The 15919-nt window shown below is 61.9% G+C and carries 19 protein-coding genes; 8 read left to right on the forward strand and 11 right to left on the reverse strand.

Annotated features, from left to right (window positions below; all coding sequences use genetic code 11):
• Window positions 1-88 precede the first annotated feature (88 nt).
• From NKH02_RS06685 to NKH02_RS06695, 3 genes are all read right to left on the reverse strand, one after another.
• Window positions 89-697 carry a transglutaminase-like cysteine peptidase gene (locus tag NKH02_RS06685; RefSeq protein ID WP_352864182.1) on the reverse strand — a complete coding sequence of 203 codons (609 nt, stop codon included), beginning with the start codon at window positions 695-697 and terminating at the stop codon, window positions 89-91.
• A gap of 283 nt (window positions 698-980) precedes the next feature.
• Window positions 981-1598, reverse strand: coding sequence for a PilZ domain-containing protein (locus tag NKH02_RS06690; RefSeq protein WP_352864184.1), 618 nt, complete (start codon window positions 1596-1598; stop codon window positions 981-983).
• A 184-nt stretch (window positions 1599-1782) separates the two neighbouring features.
• On the reverse strand, window positions 1783-2415 hold the full coding sequence (locus tag NKH02_RS06695) for a PAS domain-containing protein (protein ID WP_352864186.1): 633 nt from the start codon (window positions 2413-2415) through the stop codon (window positions 1783-1785).
• A 389-nt stretch (window positions 2416-2804) separates the two neighbouring features.
• Here NKH02_RS06695 and NKH02_RS06700 point away from each other — a divergent pair, with 389 nt between their 5' ends.
• From NKH02_RS06700 to NKH02_RS06720, 5 genes are all read left to right on the forward strand, one after another.
• Window positions 2805-3554 (forward strand): rhomboid family intramembrane serine protease, encoded by a 750-nt coding sequence (locus NKH02_RS06700; protein ID WP_352864191.1) that lies wholly within the window; start codon window positions 2805-2807, stop codon window positions 3552-3554.
• Between the two features lie 88 nt (window positions 3555-3642).
• Window positions 3643-4074 carry a CBS domain-containing protein gene (locus NKH02_RS06705; RefSeq protein WP_352864193.1) on the forward strand — a complete coding sequence of 144 codons (432 nt, stop codon included), beginning with the start codon at window positions 3643-3645 and terminating at the stop codon, window positions 4072-4074.
• 424 nt (window positions 4075-4498) lie between these two features.
• On the forward strand, window positions 4499-5998 hold the full coding sequence (gene gatB, locus NKH02_RS06710) for an Asp-tRNA(Asn)/Glu-tRNA(Gln) amidotransferase subunit GatB (RefSeq protein ID WP_352877331.1): 1500 nt from the start codon (window positions 4499-4501) through the stop codon (window positions 5996-5998).
• Window positions 5999-6002: 4 nt separating this feature from the next.
• The gene (locus NKH02_RS06715; RefSeq protein WP_352877333.1) at window positions 6003-6491 is read left to right on the forward strand and encodes a GNAT family N-acetyltransferase; all 489 of its coding nucleotides are present in this window, start codon (window positions 6003-6005) and stop codon (window positions 6489-6491) included.
• A gap of 182 nt (window positions 6492-6673) precedes the next feature.
• Complete coding sequence (locus NKH02_RS06720; RefSeq protein WP_352877336.1) at window positions 6674-7018, forward strand: VanZ family protein; 345 nt, start codon at window positions 6674-6676, stop codon at window positions 7016-7018.
• Window positions 7019-7070: 52 nt separating this feature from the next.
• Here NKH02_RS06720 and panC read toward each other — a convergent pair whose 3' ends face one another.
• Complete coding sequence (panC, locus tag NKH02_RS06725) at window positions 7071-7922, reverse strand: pantoate--beta-alanine ligase (protein WP_352877338.1); 852 nt, start codon at window positions 7920-7922, stop codon at window positions 7071-7073.
• Entirely contained in the window at window positions 7919-8761 is an 843-nt protein-coding gene (panB, locus tag NKH02_RS06730; protein ID WP_352877339.1) for a 3-methyl-2-oxobutanoate hydroxymethyltransferase, read from the reverse strand. Before panB ends, panC begins: the two co-directional genes overlap by 4 nt.
• A 230-nt stretch (window positions 8762-8991) precedes the next feature.
• Between panB and NKH02_RS06735 the strand changes: the two genes are divergently transcribed.
• The 3 genes from NKH02_RS06735 (at window position 8992) to NKH02_RS06745 (ending at window position 10596) form a co-directional block, all read left to right on the forward strand.
• On the forward strand, window positions 8992-9390 hold the full coding sequence (locus tag NKH02_RS06735) for an NADH:ubiquinone oxidoreductase subunit NDUFA12 (RefSeq protein ID WP_352864206.1): 399 nt from the start codon (window positions 8992-8994) through the stop codon (window positions 9388-9390).
• A gap of 123 nt (window positions 9391-9513) precedes the next feature.
• A complete protein-coding gene (locus NKH02_RS06740; protein ID WP_352864208.1) occupies window positions 9514-10122 on the forward strand; it encodes a DUF2155 domain-containing protein in 609 nt (202 codons plus the stop codon).
• Between the two features lie 75 nt (window positions 10123-10197).
• A complete protein-coding gene (locus NKH02_RS06745) occupies window positions 10198-10596 on the forward strand; it encodes a hypothetical protein (protein ID WP_352877340.1) in 399 nt (132 codons plus the stop codon).
• Here the strand turns inward: NKH02_RS06745 and aat are convergent.
• The 6 genes from aat to NKH02_RS06775 form a co-directional block, all read right to left on the reverse strand.
• Window positions 10587-11204, reverse strand: coding sequence for a leucyl/phenylalanyl-tRNA--protein transferase (gene aat, locus NKH02_RS06750; RefSeq protein WP_352877342.1), 618 nt, complete (start codon window positions 11202-11204; stop codon window positions 10587-10589). The genes NKH02_RS06745 and aat overlap by 10 nt on opposite strands.
• A 12-nt stretch (window positions 11205-11216) precedes the next feature.
• Window positions 11217-12560 carry an acetyl-CoA carboxylase biotin carboxylase subunit gene (gene accC / locus NKH02_RS06755; RefSeq protein ID WP_352877344.1) on the reverse strand — a complete coding sequence of 448 codons (1344 nt, stop codon included), beginning with the start codon at window positions 12558-12560 and terminating at the stop codon, window positions 11217-11219.
• A 10-nt stretch (window positions 12561-12570) separates the two neighbouring features.
• Complete coding sequence (gene accB, locus NKH02_RS06760; RefSeq protein ID WP_352864217.1) at window positions 12571-13032, reverse strand: acetyl-CoA carboxylase biotin carboxyl carrier protein; 462 nt, start codon at window positions 13030-13032, stop codon at window positions 12571-12573.
• Between the two features lie 26 nt (window positions 13033-13058).
• The gene (aroQ, locus tag NKH02_RS06765; RefSeq protein ID WP_352864220.1) at window positions 13059-13493 is read right to left on the reverse strand and encodes a type II 3-dehydroquinate dehydratase; all 435 of its coding nucleotides are present in this window, start codon (window positions 13491-13493) and stop codon (window positions 13059-13061) included.
• A 150-nt stretch (window positions 13494-13643) separates the two neighbouring features.
• Window positions 13644-14447 carry a DsbA family protein gene (locus NKH02_RS06770; RefSeq protein WP_352877346.1) on the reverse strand — a complete coding sequence of 268 codons (804 nt, stop codon included), beginning with the start codon at window positions 14445-14447 and terminating at the stop codon, window positions 13644-13646.
• 59 nt (window positions 14448-14506) lie between these two features.
• On the reverse strand, window positions 14507-15901 hold the full coding sequence (locus tag NKH02_RS06775) for a M48 family metalloprotease (RefSeq protein WP_352877349.1): 1395 nt from the start codon (window positions 15899-15901) through the stop codon (window positions 14507-14509).
• Window positions 15902-15919 lie beyond the last annotated feature (18 nt).

A 15919-nucleotide genomic window follows, 5' to 3' on the forward strand; every position in this document is an offset into this window, starting at 1 on the left:
CACCCGGTCGTTGGGGACGGGGAGGGTGGGGACTCGACCGGGTTTCTCCTTAAGCGGTCACATTCATGCGACGCGCTTGACCTCTGATTTAGCGGACGCTGGCGACAGCGTCGGAGCGGCCGTCGTTGATCGTCACCCAAACGCCGGAATTCTGATCTGACTGGCGCTTGAGATAGGTGTACTCGGTGTCCGTCCAGGACAGGACCTTGGTTTCCAGATTGTCGAGGATGAATTCGCCCAGGCTGGTGCGCACGGTCAGCACCGCGTGACCGTCGCCATTCGGCTGGCGCGCGACGGTCATCAGCAGATTGCCGGCGGGCACGCCCGCATCCATCAATTCACGGCGCTTTTCCAGCGCGTAATCCTCGCAATCGCCATAGCCATTATCGGGATAGGCCCAGTATTCCTCGACACCGTAGTTTTCCATGTCGGTGCGCGGCTTGACGCGGGTGTTGACCGAATTGTTGATGTTGACGATCGTCGCCCACAGTTTGCGGGTCAGTTCGACCGGCGGGCCCTTGGGGGTCTTTTCGCTGCATTCGCCGGCTATGCGCTGGCAGAATTCATAATGGCCAACAGGCTGCGTGGTACGTCCGCCCGTGTGCATATAGGCCGGTCCCGCGGCATATGCTGATCCCCAAGCGGAAAGCTGCATCGCCATTGCCACCAGCAACAGCTTGCCCCTCGTTTTCTTCATTGCTGCAGTCTCCCCGTTCGAGGAAGACATTGCCACGTGTGGATTTATTTGAGGCAAAAGCGCGAAGTAGATATTGAGTAAAACTCCAGTAGAATAAACATAAAATTTGAATCATTTGAGTATTAAATTATTTGGAGTTTTCCGAAGCTGGCCCTCCAGGCTCGATGTCATGCAGGCCTGGCAGGCAACGGCCTCGAGCTTGGCTGGAGCATCTCGATCAGCGATGTCTTGAACGCAAAAACCGGCCGCAAAGGGCCGGTTTCATGAAAGCGTTGCTGCCTTGTCAGGCGCGCGGCGTGTTGAATTCGGAATCGAGCGTTTCGGGGCGCTGGATGACGGCGAATTCAATGGCGACGCCATCCTCGAAATGGCGGACGATCTGCCCGCGCATGGTGCCGAGCATGACCTGGATGCCGATCGCCGGCTTGACGTCGATCTCGACCGCGGCGCCGGAAAGTGACAGGTCGATGATACGGCACTGGTACTGGCGGCCGTCGGTGAGCTGCAGCACGCTGGTCGGATTGCGCGGCGCGACGCGCTCGTGGCGACGGTCTTCCGGCAGGTCGAGCTCATGCTTGTTGGCAAGCCAGGTCAATTGCGCGGCAAGCTTGTCCTTCTTGCGATCCGACGCGATGACGGTCATCGCGAAACCGTCTTGCAAGGTGCGCGTAACGACGCCTTCGATGCGGCCGATATGATCGATGTAGGCGATGACTTTTTCGCCCGGCATGCCGATGCGGTCGGTGCGAAACGCGACATTGCCCGGTGACATGTCGATGACCTGGCAAGGGTGCTCGGTGCGGTCTTCCAGCATGAAGCGCCCGTAAATCTTGACCCGGACGCGCTGAAAGTTGCGCCTTTCAGCTTGGGACGGCGCATAGTCGATCGCCGCTGACCTCATGACTGCCTACACCCCGTTTGGCGTCCCACGCGTCGATGCGAGGAACTTCATCCGAGAAGTACAGCAAAGCGGGTTAACAAAGGGGAAAAACGGGCGCTTTTAGCGTTTTCCTTTTTATGCATGTCGCTGTTCCAAAACCGCTCCGCATTTTTTGGCGACATGCATCGAGCCGCGATACCGCGGACTATTCCTCGCGCCCGCCATCGAAGACGACAAGATGACGGATGCGGCGCGCCCGGCCGAGCGCCGAGATCGTCTCGGGTATCCCGAGGTCATCGGGAACGAGCGAGGGAACATCGATCGCCGGACGGTTGCTCAGCAGTTCTTTCTCCGGGTCGATGACGCGGATCGAATCGATCAGCGCGTCGGTGATCGGGTCGGCGCCCAGCCAGAAGGGCTTCTCCACGGCGCTGACGACGCCGAGGCAGCGCGGATTTTCGATGCCGCCGTCAAGCGGCAAGGCGAGCAGTTCGAACTTGTTGGAGCGCCCGTTGCGGCTGAAGCCCTCATAGGTGATGAGCACGACCGACTTCTGGTCGAAGACGCCATGGATCAGCCGCGAGACGAGCCGCTGATCCTTCTCACGCCACAGCGACGGAAAGGAAAACCCCTTGAGCTCACGGCCATAGCAGGCGCAAAGCCTGGTGCCGGCGAGCCGGAACACGGCTTGCCCGCGCGTGTCCCGTTCCAGGATAAAGGTGTCGGCCAGCAGCGACTTGATGTCGGCCGGCTCGACCTCCGAACGCTTCGGGGCAGGGCGTCCGTCACGCAGGCGATTCCAATAGTGGAACAGCGTGATCGATCCATTCTGGTTCATGCTATGCTGCTCCGCGCAATCTGTCGTCTGATGTCCCATCGGTGAACAGAAGGGCGCCCTCCGATGACCTACATGCGTTGCGGAGCAGGAAGCGTGCCAGCGTCGTTAACACTTGTTCACGGGTCGGGGCCGTTAAGGTTAACAAGTGGTTTACGTTGCATCGAAGCGAGCCCCGTGACACACAAAAACCACTCCAGAAGCGGTCGTTTCGCAACGATCGGCAGCACTTCAGTCAAGAGTTTTAGGGGAGCGTGGGGCTCGACCGGCCGTTCAAGGGAAACCTTGAACGGCTTCTTTTTTGATTCGCGCCGCGGCGATTCGCGGTTTGCGGTTCGGTCCGCGGTGATCTAGATGCTCGGACCCCGATCCCACAGTGAGTGCAATTTCAAATGAGTGAACCGGTAACTCCCCCGGAAGACGACCTGGTCGAGGGTTCGCCTGAGCCCCGGCGCGAGCCGGTGTTCAACCTGCCGCCAGTGGTGCTGGCGGTGATCGGCATCTGCGTCGCCGTCTATCTGCTGCAGCAATATGTGCTGGACGACGCACAGCAGATGACATTGCTGTACGACGGGGCCTTCATTCCTGTTCTCTACACCGGGCAATACGGCTTCGACTGGTTCCTGTTTTCCCGGCCGTTCACCTATGCCTTCATGCATGGCGGTTTTGCCCATATCGCCATCAACATGGTCTGGCTCGCGGCCTTTGGCTCGCCGTTGGCAAATCGTCTGGGCACGCTCTGGTTCGCGCTGTTCTTTGCCGTAACCGGGCTGGCTTCGGTCGCGCTTTTCTGGGCTATGCATCCTTATGGAGACGCGCCGCTGGTCGGTGCCTCGGGAGCCATATCGGGCATGATGGGAGCCGCGGCGCGTTTCGGTTTCCGCACCGACCGTTCGGCTGCCTTCGCCGGCCCGGTGCTGCCGATCGCATTCGTGTTGCGCTTGCGCGGTGTCGTGATCTTCCTCGCCGTGTGGATGATCATCAACCTTGCCACCGGTCTTCTCGGCCTTGCCCCGGGAGTAGACGGCCAGATCGCCTGGGAGGCCCATATTGGCGGCTTCGTCGCCGGCTTCTTCGGGCTGCGCTGGTTCGACCGGCGATGGCAGGCGCCCGAATGGGAGACGACCGACCACCGCACTTGAAATGCAACCGATCACGGCGCACGATGTTCAATCTTATGTGAAAGCCGGTCAGGCAGGAACCGGCAGGCAAAAAGCAGAGGAGGACGCCATGACGGTGAAGGCAATTCTCGAGAAGAAAGGCCACGACGTGTTGACGCTCGGGCCGAACGAAAAGCTTAGCGAAGCCATCCGCATCCTGGCAGAACACAAGATCGGCGCACTGGTCATCACCAATGGCGATCACAAGATCGTCGGCATTCTTTCCGAGCGCGACATTGTGCGGGTTCTGGCCAAGGAAGGCGGTGCCGCGCTCGATATCGCCGTGCGTTCGGCGATGACGCCGAAGGTGAAGATCTGCAACGAAAACCACACCGTCAACGAGGTGATGGAAATCATGACCCGAGGCCGTTTCCGCCATCTGCCGGTGGAAAAGGACGGCACGCTCGATGGCATCGTGTCCATCGGCGACGTGGTCAAGCGCCGCATAGAGGATGTCGAGCGCGAGGCCGAAGAGATCAGGGCCTATATCGCCACCGCCTGAGCGCCGACAAGGAACCGCCGGCCGGAGACCCAACCGGCGGAGCCATGGTCTACCTGTTGTCGACGCTGTGGCAGTTATAAGTTGGCGCATGACCCCGAAAATCGATTCCGATTTTCGGGGTCATGCGCTGCGCGAAATATCCATGTGAGAGTTTTCCCGGAAAACAGAAAATGCCGCCGCCGCGAAGCTTCACGGCACGGGGTTACAGGTTTTCTGCCCTGCCTCGCCAGGAGGTCAGGGCTTTACCGGGACTGAGCGTGAGTGGACATCCACTCTCCATTGGAATGGGCGTCCTATAGGCGAAAGCGGCTGAAAACGCCAGCTTGCGGCTTTGCGCTTGTCTCATTGAACGGTTTGCACTAGCGAAGTTGCACACCAAAATATGCGTAAACGCATAATCCGTAGTTCCAATACGCAGGCCACAATGTCCCTCATCGACACCCGCACGCCCGACGCCAAGCGCCTTGTTTCCGGCGCCACCGGCGACTGGGAGATCATCATCGGCCTCGAGGTCCACGCGCAGGTCACCTCGGAAGCAAAGCTGTTTTCCGGCGCTTCGACAGCCTTTGGGGCGGCACCCAACGCCAATGTCAGCCTGGTCGACGCGGCGATGCCGGGCATGCTGCCCGTCATCAACGAGGAATGCGTCAAGCAGGCGATCCGCACCGGCCTTGGGCTGAAGGCGCAGATAAACCACAAGTCGGTCTTCGACCGGAAAAACTACTTTTATCCCGATCTGCCGCAGGGCTACCAGATCTCGCAGTTCAAGCAGCCTATCGTCGGCGAGGGCACGGTGATCGTCTCGGTCGGTCCCGACCGCCAGGGCGAATTCGAGGACATCGAGGTCGGCATCGAGCGGCTGCATCTGGAGCAGGATGCCGGCAAGTCGATGCACGACCAGCATCCGACCATGTCCTATGTCGACCTCAACCGCTCCGGCGTGGCGCTGATGGAGATCGTCTCCAAGCCGGACATGCGCTCGGCCGACGAAGCCAAGGCCTATGTCACCAAGCTGCGCACGATCGTGCGCTACCTCGGCACCTGCGACGGCAACATGGACGAAGGCTCGATGCGTGCCGACGTCAACGTCTCGGTGCGCAAGCCGGGCGGTGAGTTCGGCACGCGCTGCGAGATCAAGAACGTCAACTCGATCCGCTTCATCGGCCAGGCCATCGATTATGAGGCGCGCCGGCAGATCGCCATCCTTGAGAATGGCGGCAAGATCGACCAGGAAACGCGGCTGTTCGACGCCGTCAAGGGCGAGACGCGCTCGATGCGCTCGAAGGAAGAGGCGCACGACTACCGCTACTTCCCCGATCCGGATCTTCTGCCGCTGGAATTCGACCAGGCCTATGTCGACGCGCTTGCGAAGGAATTGCCGGAACTGCCCGACGACAAGAAGGCGCGGCTGATCTCGTCGCTCGGCCTGTCGACCTATGACGCCTCGATCCTGGTGTCGGAAAAGCCGATCGCCGACTATTTCGAGAAGGTCGCCGCCGGCCGCGACGGCAAGCTCGCCGCCAACTGGGTCATCAACGATCTGCTCGGCCAATTGAACAAGGCCGGCAAGGACATTGAAAACGCTCCGGTTTCGCCCGATCAGCTCGGCGCCGTCATCGATCTGATCAAGGACGGCACCATCTCCGGGAAGATCGCCAAGGACCTGTTCGAGATCGTCTGGAACGAGGGCGGCGATCCGCGCCAGCTGGTCGAAAGCCGTGGCATGAAGCAGGTCACCGACACCGGCGCAATCGAGAAGGCGGTCGACGAGGTGATCGCCGCCAACCCGGACAAGGTCGAACAGGCGCGCGCCAAGCCGAGCATGGCAGGCTGGTTCGTTGGCCAGGTGATGAAGGCGACCGGCGGCAAGGCCAATCCGCAAGCGGTCAACGACCTCGTGAAGGCCAAGCTGGGCATCGAGTAGGGCCGTGTTCATCCGCACCGCCGGGGAGCGCGACCTTGCCGCAGTGCGGACGCTGCTGGTCGAGACCTGGCATGCGACCTACGATGCCCTTTATGGCGCTGCCAAGGTGACCGAGATCACCGATGAATGGCACTCGATTGCCTCGCTCCGTTCGCGGCTGACACGGCCGAATTCGGAATTCCTGGTGGCCGATGACGGCAAGCGGATCGGCGGCATGGCTTTCGCCGCTGCCACCGCCGATGCGAAGGTCATCCTGTTGAACCAGCTCTACGTCCATCCGGACTGCCAAAGGCGAGGGATCGGGCAAGCACTGCTCGACGAGGTCGAGGCCAGTATCCCGGAAGCGCGAACGCTGCGCGTCGAGGTCGAGGAGGCCAATGCCGGCGCCATCGCCTTCTATCGATCGAAGGGGTTTTTTCCCGCCGGCACCGCTGCGGAACCTCACGACAGCTCAAGGCCGATGACGCTGAGTTTCGAGAAGCCGCTCGGATAGGCTGCCGCCGGGCTTCGGCGCCAACATGAATTTCATCGTCAACCGATTCACCGGACCGGGCCGCATCCAGTCGATGTATCTGCATATGCCAACCGAGGAATAGTTCGAGGCATGTCGGCAGCGATCCGGCCATGCGTCATCCCGGCATTTGCCGTGCCGGCTCACGACGGATATGCAGGGACATGACCAAACTGTCCCGCACTGTAGCGTTGGCGCTGCTCGCCATCATTATTTTCGCAACCTTGTCGCCGATCCAGATGCGGCCGCACATGGCCGAAGCGAACATTGAGCGCGCCCTGGCCTATGTCCTGTTGGGCTTCGCCTTGGCGCTCGGCTTCCCCAACCGTCTGTATCAAGCAGTGATCTTTGTAGCTGCGACCGCCGGCATGTTGGAACTGCTTCAGATCATCGATCCCGGTCGCCACGCGCAGCTTTCCGATGCGTTCGTGAAAGCCTGCGCAGGCATTGTCGGGATCCTCGTGGGGCAATTGTTCGTCAGGAGCAGCGGACGAATGGGGGAGCGGTAGGCGCGGGCAGAAAACCGCCGCGCCGACGGGGCAGGCTTCGCCTCGAGCTTGGCTACGCAGAGGAAACGTCCACATTGTCGATCAGCCTGGTCTTGCCGAGCCACGCGGCCGCGAGCAGGCGGCCTTCACGGTCTCGACGCCATGGCGCGAGCGTCAGGCTTTCGCGTGCCTCGACATAGTCGACTTTTTGGAAGCCGGCGGCGATGAGGGCGCGGCTGGCCTCTTCGGTTGAGTTGCTCTGGTCGGCGCCCGCCGCCAGGGCCACTGCCGTGTCGCGCAATATCACGTTGAGCTGGCGGGCGATCTTCAGTTCGGTCTCGTCGAGATAGGCATTGCGTGACGACATGGCGAGACCATGCGCATCGCGGATCGTCGGTGCGCCGATGATTTCGACGGGCAGGTCGAGGTCGCGGCAGAGCTGCCTGACGACGCAAAGCTGCTGGTAGTCCTTCTCGCCGAAGATTGCGCAGTCGGGCGTTGCCTGCAGCAAGAGCTTTGCCACCACGGTGGCGACGCCATCGAAAAAGGTCGGCCGAAAGTCCGATTCGAGCCCGGCGGAGGGGCCGCCGACCGAGATTTTCGTGGCGAAACCGGCGGGGTACATCTCGCCAACCGTCGGTGTGAAGGCAAGGTCGGCCTTTGCCGATCCCAGCCGGTCGAGGTCGCTGGCGAGCTGACGCGGGTATTTGTCGAGGTCTTCGGTCGGCGCGAACTGTGTCGGGTTGACGAAGATCGACACGACGCAGCGATCGGCTTTTTCGAGCGCGATTCTGACCAGCGAGACGTGCCCGTCATGCAAAGCGCCCATGGTCGGCACCATGGCGACACGAAGGCCGTCGCGCCGCCAGTCACGGATTTGCGCGCGAAGTGCGGCAACGCTGTCGACGACAACGGGAAGGCTCATGCATCATTCCTGCTGTCTGTCGCCGAAAAGACATGGCCAGGGCCGGGAAATGCCCTGCTTCGCACCTCCGCTGCGTAGCTTTCGGCGGCATGCGAGATCACGCTGCGCAGATCGGCGTATTCCTTGACGAATTTCGGCACCCGGTCGACGGTGAGCCCGACCATGTCGTCGATGACCAGGATCTGGCCGTCGCAGTCGCCGCTGGCGCCGATGCCGATGGTTGGAATGGCGATGCGGCGGGTTATGTCGGCGGCGACGGTCTCGACCGTGCCCTCGATGACCACCGAGAATGCGCCGGCGCCTTCGACGGCAAGCGCATCGCGAAGCAATGCCGCAACAGCCTCCTCGGTGCGGCCTTTGATCTTGTAGCCGCCGTCCTTTTCGACCGATTGCGGCTGCAGGCCGATATGTCCCATGACCGGAATGCCGGCGGCGACGATGGCCGCGATTTGTCCGACCATGCCGACGCCGCCTTCGAGTTTCACCGCCTGGCAGCCGGTTTCGTCGGCAACGCGTCGCGCCGAAGCGACGGCTTGCGCCGTCGAATCCTCATAGGTGCCGGCCGGCAGGTCGACGACGACGCAGGCCCTGGCCGAGCCGCGCATCACCGCTTGCCCGTGCGCTATCATCATCTCCAGCGAGGCTCCCAGCGTCGTCTTATGGCCGTGCAGCACCATGGCGACGCTGTCGCCGACCAGAAGCAGGTCGACATGCTCGTCGAGCAAACGGGCCACGGGGTAGGTATAGGCGGTCAGGCAGACGATAGGCGTGCCACCCTTGCGGCGGCGAATCAGCTCGGTGCTGATGCGGATGTCGGTGGTCGGCAATTTCGTGGCCAATCGTCACCTCCTTCGGCCTGCTGCCGGGTTGGATACCCGCACGGCGCGCGCAGAGCTTTAGAAAGACCGCAAAGGCTTGGCAAGCGCGCATCCCGCGACGGAGAGGATCAGGGGCTGGTGCCGGGTTTCCGGCAAGCCATTTGCAAGCACCCCGTGGCAAAAGCCTTGCCTTCGGCAAGGCCTGACGCCATAAGCAGGAAACGGGCGCTGCCGGCGCGAGGGTTCTGAAGATGAAGACTTTCCTGACGCAGTTTTTCACCTGGTGGAACAGCCAGACGCTGGGAACGCGGCTGCACACCTGGCGGTATGGCAAGAAGGTCGGTCAGGACGAAACGGGCAATGTCTACTACGAGGGCGGCATCGATTCGGAAGGCCGCACACGCCGCTGGGTCATCTACCGCAACTATTCGGAAGCGTCCGCCATACCGCCTGGTTGGCACGGCTGGATCCATCATCGGGTCGACGTCGCACCGGCGAGCGAGGACTACAAGCCGCGCGACTGGCAGAAGCCGCATCAGCCCAACCTGACCGGCAGCCCGGCGGCCTATCGCCCGAAGGGCTCGGTGCTGACCAATCAGCATCGTCCGCAGGTCACCGGCGACTACGACGCCTGGACGCCCGGGTCGTAGCGACAGGGTGCAGGCCGGTCCTTTATCGCCACAATTGGTGTTTAGCTGCTTGCTGATCAGAAAACGGCGACTAGCCTTGGCGATCGACAGAATCACCCGGGCGCGAACCACCGGTATCTTTGCATGAGCTTTTTCAATCCAATATCAACGGCCAGTCTGACGCTAGCCGCCGGTCTTGCTGTCAGCACCGCGGCGTTTGCCGCTTCGCCTGAACCCGCCGCACCCGCGCCGGCACCGTCCACGGCATCGGAGCGGGTCACCAATCCCGTCGCCGAGTTTGCCGGTATCGACAAGATCACCGGCCGTATCATCAGCTTCGATGTCTATATCGATGAGACGGTGCAGTTCGGTGCTTTGCAGGTGACGCCGCGCGTCTGCTATTCGCGGCCGCAGACCGAAGAACCGAAGACAGATTCCTTCGTCGAGGTCGACGAGATCACACTCGACCGCAAGATCCGCCGCATCTTCACCGGCTGGATGTTCGCCGAAAGCCCCGGCCTCAACGCTGTCGAGCATGCCGTCTATGACGTCTGGCTGAAGGAATGCAAGCAGAAGTCGGATGTACCGGCGCCTGACGGCGCCAAAGCTGACTCAACCAAACCCGACGCTCCCAAGCCGGCCGCGGCCAAACCGAAGCCCGCGGCCACTCCGGACGTGACAGAGCCTGATGTGACTGAGCCTGATGTGACTGAGCCGGACGCTTCGGATCCCGATTCGACCGACGCCAACTGATCCTCCGGAACCCTCCCGGTCACCAAGCGTTGGGCCACGGAAGACCGCGCATCCATGCGTAAGGAGGATCTTCCGATGTCAGACAGCAAGCGCATCACGGCCAGTGAGGCAGAATTGCTTGAACTCGAAAAGGGGTTCTGGACGGGCGACGCGGCCTATTACGCCGCCAATGCCGACACGGAATGCCTGGTGGCATTTCCGCGGATGGCCAAGGCGATGGATAATGCCGATCTCGCCAAGACAGCAACCAAACCCAACCGCTGGCGGGATCTGAAGATCGACCTCAAGGGTATTATCGAGCCGGGCAGCGACATCGTCATGCTGACCTACGAAGCGCATGCCACGCGCGAGAACGGCGAACCCTACGCGGCCCTGGTCAGCACCGGTTACGTCCATCGCGTCAATGGCTGGAAGATGATGTTCCACGCGCAGACGCCGTTGGAAGCCGTGGCCGAGACTAATCGTCAGGGGTAGAATATGGCATCGCCCTTGAGTGCGTCGGCCAGCATTTTCTCGTATTTGCCGCGCGGCACGTCGACCGCGCCGAAGCGCTTGAGGTGCTCGGTTGTGAACTGCGTATCAAGCAGTGCGAAGCGCCGCACCTTCAAGCGCTCGACGAGGTAATAAAGGCAGATCTTGGAAGCGTCGGTCTCCCTGGCGAACATGCTCTCGCCAAAGAACACCCGGCCGAGCGACACACCATAGAGGCCGCCGACCAGCCGGTCCTCGCGCCACGCCTCGACCGAATGACAATGCCCTATCCGATGCAGTTCGACATAGGCTTCGCGGATCGGCGCATTGATCCAGGTCGACCGGCGCTCGACGCGCTTCTCGGCGCAACCGTCGATCGTCGCTTCGAAGTCGAAATCGAAACGGATGTCGAAAGGGCTCTTCTTGATCGTTTTCCTGAGGCTTTTCGGCGTGTGGAAATCGTCGAGAGGTATGATGCCACGTGTCTCCGGCCGTACCCAGAACACTTCTGGGTCGCCGGCACTTTCGGCCATAGGGAAGACGCCCGAAGCATAGGCCTTGAGCAGAAGGTCGGTGGGAATGCGATAGCCGGGCGCGTAGGGACGGGTCATCGCGTCTCCGCGTTACTCTTCCTGGGCCAGATATTTTTCCAGCCAATGGATATCATAATCGCCATTGGCGATGTCGGCATTGCCGACGAGATCGCGAAACAGCGGCAACGTCGTCTTGATACCGTCGACGACGAATTCGTCCAGGGCGCGGCGCAGCCGCATCATGCACTCGACGCGGTTGCGCCCATGCACGATCAGCTTGCCGATCAGGCTGTCGTAATAGGGCGGGATCTTGTAGCCGGAATAGACACCGGAATCGACGCGGATGCCCAGGCCGCCTGGCGTGTGGAAGTGGGTGATCGTGCCGGGCGAGGGCGTGAAGGTGCGCGGGTCCTCGGCGTTGATGCGGCATTCGATGGCGTGGCCGTTGAACTTGATGTCCTCCTGCTTCACCGAGAGGCCGCCGCCGGAGGCGACGCGGATCTGCTCGTGCACGAGATCGATGCCGGTGATCGCTTCCGTCACCGGATGCTCGACCTGCAGGCGCGTGTTCATCTCGATGAAATAGAACTCGCCATTCTCGTAGAGGAATTCGATGGTGCCGGCGCCGGAATAGCCGAGATCGGCGATGGCCTTGGCGCAGATGCCGCCAATACGGGCGCGCTCTTCGGCATTGAGGGCCGGCGAGGGGGCTTCTTCCCAGACCTTCTGGTGGCGACGCTGCAAGGAACAGTCGCGCTCGCCGAAATGGACGCCGCGACCAAAGCCGTCGCCAAACACCTGCACTTCGATGTGGCGCGGCTTTTCCAGGTACTTTTCGATGTAGACGGCATCGTCGCCGAAGGCCGCACCAGCTTCGCTGCTCGCTGTCTGCAAGGCGACCTCAAGGTCGGCTTCGGTAAGGGCGACCTTCATTCCGCGCCCGCCACCGCCCGCGGATGCCTTGATGATCACGGGATAGCCGATCTCGGCGGCAATGCGCCTGGCTTCCTTTTGATCGGTAACAGCGCCGTCCGAACCGGGCACCACCGGAATGCCGAGGCGCTTTGCCGTGCGCTTGGCCTCGATCTTGTCGCCCATGATACGGATATGGTCGCCGGTCGGGCCGATGAAGGTGATGTTGTGCGCGGCCAGGATGTCGGCGAACTTGGCGTTCTCAGATAGGAAGCCGTAACCCGGATGCACGGCGTCGGCACCAGTGATTTCGCAAGCCGCTACGATCTGATGGATGTTGAGATAGCTGTCGCGCGATGGCGGCGGGCCAATGCAGACGCTCTCGTCGGCGAGCCGCACATGCATGGCGTCGGCATCGGCGGTCGAATGCACCACCACCGTCTGGATGCCGAGTTCCTTGCAGGCGCGCAGGACCCGAAGGGCGATTTCGCCGCGATTGGCGATGAGGATCTTCTGGAACATCAGGTCCGCTCTACTCGATCACGACGAGCGGCATACCGTATTCGACCGGCGTCGCATCCTCGAAAAGGATCGCCGTCACCGTGCCGGCGCGCGGCGAGGGGATCTGGTTCATCGTCTTCATCGCCTCGATGATCAGCAGCGTCTGGCCTTCCTTGACCTTCTGGCCGATTTCGATGAACGCCTTGGCATCGGGCGACGGTGCCAGATAGGCGGTGCCGACCATGGGCGAGGTGACCGCGTTCTTCGACACGTCGGCCACCACCGGGGCGGCGGCCATAGCGGCCGGCTGAGCTGTTGCCGGCGCATAGGCCGGCTGCGGTGCCGCGATCGCGTGAACGGCGGGCGCCTGGCGTGAGACGCGCACCTTCAGGTCGCCCAGTTCGACCTCGATCTCGGTGAGATTGGTGTCATTCAGTATGCCCGCCAGATCACGGATCAGCTGCTGGTCAACACCGGTCTTCTTTATCGACATTTTCGAGCCTTCTGTTTGTTGGCCGGTCATAGGCGTGCGGCCAGCGCCTGCAGCGCCAGCGTATAGCCGAGCGGCCCAAAGCCACAAATCATGCCGACGGCGACCGGCGCGACCATGGAGACGTGGCGGAATGGTTCCCGCGCATGGATGTTGGAAAGATGGACTTCGGCCACCGGCAACGGCGCGACAGCGCGGATGGCGTCGTGGATGGCGATCGAGGTGTGGCTGTAGGCGCCAGGATTGATGACGATGCCGACAGCCTTGTCGCCGGCTTCCTGAATCCAGTCGACAAGGTCGCCCTCGTGGTTGGACTGGCGGAAATCGATTTCGAGTCCAAGGGCCGTGCCGGCCTGCTTGCAGTCGTCGGCGATGTCGGCAAGCGTCTTGCCGCCATAGATGCCCGGCTCGCGCTTTCCGAGCGCGTTGAGATTGGGACCGTTCAAGACGAAAACCGTTTTCAAAAAAGCCGACCTTTTCCGGCGCTGACATCAAGTCGACGCGCTGGGCCCTCTATAATGGGCATACCCGCCCGCGGAAAGAGCGCAAGTGCGTTCTTTCACTGTCCACAACAGGCGGAAATGTGCCCGTGAGAAATAGGCGCGCGGGCAAGATCAGAGTGCGGCTTTCGCCGCCTCGATCTTTTCGGCCAGCACTTCCTGCCCAAGCGCCCCGAATACCACCTCGTTGCCGACGACATAGGACGGCGTTCCGGTGATCGCCAGCTTGTTGGCAAGATCGTAGGTCTTGGAAAAGGCCTCGGTGATTTTTGGGTCCTTCATTTTCTCGCGCAGCGTTGCTTCGTCGGCACCGAGCGACAGCGCGACCTTGATGGCGGCCGCCTCGGTGGCACGTCCCTGGCCGCCGAGCAGCGCATTGTGGAATTCGCCGTATTTTTCCGGGTGCATCAGGTGAAAGGCCATCGAGACGACGCTCGCCTTCTGCGAATCCGGTCCGAGGATCGGGAATTCCTTGAGCACGAAGCGCAGGTCCGGATCGGTCTTGGTCAGTGCCCTCATGTCTTCGATTGCGCGTTTGCAGAAGCCGCAATTGTAATCGTAGAACTCAACGATGGTGACCTTGCCGTTCGGATTGCCGACGACGCCATCGAAGGCGGAGTTGAATATCTGGTCCTTGGCGTTCTTGATCACGCCGAGATGAGCGATGCGCTGCTCTTCCTTCTGCTTGGCCTCGAGCGCGTCCTGGACCTCCAGAAGGACTTCCGGGTTCTTGAGCAGATAGTCGCGGATGATGCCTTCCACCTCGCCGCGGTCGATCTTGGTGTCGGCCGCTGCCGTCTCGACGGGCTGCGTCGTACCGGCCTTGGCAATCTGCGGGTTTCCGGCCACGAATCCGAAAGCCAGCATGGCCAACGCGACCGCAACCCCCGTGGTGCCCAGCAGCAGTGCCTTTTTCATCGTTCCGTTCCTTCTACCTGTTTCCGGTCTGGCTATGTCGTGGCGCGCGGCCGGAAGGTTCACTTGATCTTGGTTGATGGCCTGTAGTTTATGATATCCTGGGCGCGAAGCCAGCGCGGCTCGCCGCGCTTCATCTCTTGCTGCGCCCGCATGGCGAAAATCTTCGCATCCTTGTAGTTACCGGAATAGAAATGGCCTTCGGCGGTGGCGAGTTCGGCGCCCGGTATATCACCCAGCTCGCCATAGGCTTGCGCCAGATAGCGGTACCCGGCCGAATTTTCCTTGTCGCGCTCGAGGCCATTGTTGATCTGCACCACGGCCTTTTTCAGCGAGTCGGGCGTGCCGACGGCCATCAGCGCCTGGCCAAGGGAGACAGGCAGCAATCCGGACCGCGCCGGATCGAGGCTGACCGCCTTCGCGTAGGCCTCGGCCGCATCCTTGGGCTTGTTCGCCTTCATCAGGATATCGCCGCGCAGTTCCTGGAAATAGGCGTTCTTCGGCTGCGCCTTGATCAATGCATTGGTCTTGGCGAGCGCGGCGGCGATGTTGCCGAACAGGTAGGTCGACTGGGCATCGCCATACCGTGCGGCCAGCGTTCCCTGCATCTTTCGCATCAGCCGCGACGCGGCGGCTTGGCCATCCATATAGACGGCGATCTTCACTCGCATCATGTCGTGACGCTGCTGCAGCGCGGGCGGGTCCAGTCTGTCGACATTGGGGCTCTGTTTCACCAGCACTTCGAGATTGGCGATGCGGTCCTGCGGCATCGGATGGCTGATCCGGTAGGGATCGACCTGGGCGCCCGAAAGCGACAGCGCCGTCTGGAAGCGTCGGAAGGTCTTGAGCATGCCCATGCCGGACTGGCCGGTGGCATTGAGATAGGTGATCGCCGAGCGGTCGGCCGTCATCTCCTCGGTGCGCTGATAAGCGAGGATGCTGCGCTGTGCCATCTCGCCGCCGCCGGCCGCCACGCCCATGCCGGCGCCGGCAAGGCCGCGGCTGTTGGTGGTCGCGCCGGCAACCATGGCGCCGGCGCCAAGCAATGTCGCGATGATGGCCATCGTCTTGGCGCGTTCGAGCTGGTCGCGCAGCTTCTGCTGGTGGCCGCCGGCGATGTGGCCGGCTTCATGGGCAATGACGCCGATGATCTCGTTCGGCGTCTCGGCCGTCATCAGTGCGCCGGTGTTGATGAACAGCCGGCGCCCGGTGACGAAGGCGTTGAAGCTCTGGTCGTTGACCAGCACGATGTCGATGCCGTCATTCGCCAGGCCCGCCGCCCTGAAGATCGGCCGCGCATAATCGCGCACCAGCGCCTCGATCTCGGCGTCGCGCACCACCGGCACGTTCTGGGCGAAAGCGCTGACCGAACTTGCCACTGCGACCGCGACGCCAAGGGAAAGCGTCGCGAAAACGCGCGCTGCCTGGGCAATCGTCGATCTAGGTCGGCTCAACATGATGGCTCCACTGGTAGA

It is taken from the genome of Mesorhizobium sp. M1396, assembly GCF_040317725.1.
Lineage (GTDB): Bacteria > Pseudomonadota > Alphaproteobacteria > Rhizobiales > Rhizobiaceae > Mesorhizobium.

Coding starts and splice junctions, on each gene's coding strand:
- NKH02_RS06705 (WP_352864193.1), top strand. CDS start 3,643: ATGACGGTGAAGGCAATTCTCGAGAAGAAAGGCCACGACGTGTTGACG.
- NKH02_RS06690 (WP_352864184.1), bottom strand. CDS start 1,598: ATGAGGTCAGCGGCGATCGACTATGCGCCGTCCCAAGCTGAAAGGCGC.
- NKH02_RS06700 (WP_352864191.1), top strand. CDS start 2,805: ATGAGTGAACCGGTAACTCCCCCGGAAGACGACCTGGTCGAGGGTTCG.
- NKH02_RS06735 (WP_352864206.1), top strand. CDS start 8,992: ATGAAGACTTTCCTGACGCAGTTTTTCACCTGGTGGAACAGCCAGACG.
- NKH02_RS06745 (WP_352877340.1), top strand. CDS start 10,198: ATGTCAGACAGCAAGCGCATCACGGCCAGTGAGGCAGAATTGCTTGAA.
- panC (WP_352877338.1), bottom strand. CDS start 7,922: ATGAGCCTTCCCGTTGTCGTCGACAGCGTTGCCGCACTTCGCGCGCAA.
- NKH02_RS06720 (WP_352877336.1), top strand. CDS start 6,674: ATGACCAAACTGTCCCGCACTGTAGCGTTGGCGCTGCTCGCCATCATT.
- NKH02_RS06770 (WP_352877346.1), bottom strand. CDS start 14,447: ATGAAAAAGGCACTGCTGCTGGGCACCACGGGGGTTGCGGTCGCGTTG.
- accC (WP_352877344.1), bottom strand. CDS start 12,560: ATGTTCCAGAAGATCCTCATCGCCAATCGCGGCGAAATCGCCCTTCGG.
- NKH02_RS06685 (WP_352864182.1), bottom strand. CDS start 697: ATGAAGAAAACGAGGGGCAAGCTGTTGCTGGTGGCAATGGCGATGCAG.
- NKH02_RS06740 (WP_352864208.1), top strand. CDS start 9,514: ATGAGCTTTTTCAATCCAATATCAACGGCCAGTCTGACGCTAGCCGCC.
- gatB (WP_352877331.1), top strand. CDS start 4,499: ATGTCCCTCATCGACACCCGCACGCCCGACGCCAAGCGCCTTGTTTCC.
- aat (WP_352877342.1), bottom strand. CDS start 11,204: ATGACCCGTCCCTACGCGCCCGGCTATCGCATTCCCACCGACCTTCTG.
- NKH02_RS06695 (WP_352864186.1), bottom strand. CDS start 2,415: ATGAACCAGAATGGATCGATCACGCTGTTCCACTATTGGAATCGCCTG.
- NKH02_RS06775 (WP_352877349.1), bottom strand. CDS start 15,901: ATGTTGAGCCGACCTAGATCGACGATTGCCCAGGCAGCGCGCGTTTTC.
- accB (WP_352864217.1), bottom strand. CDS start 13,032: ATGTCGATAAAGAAGACCGGTGTTGACCAGCAGCTGATCCGTGATCTG.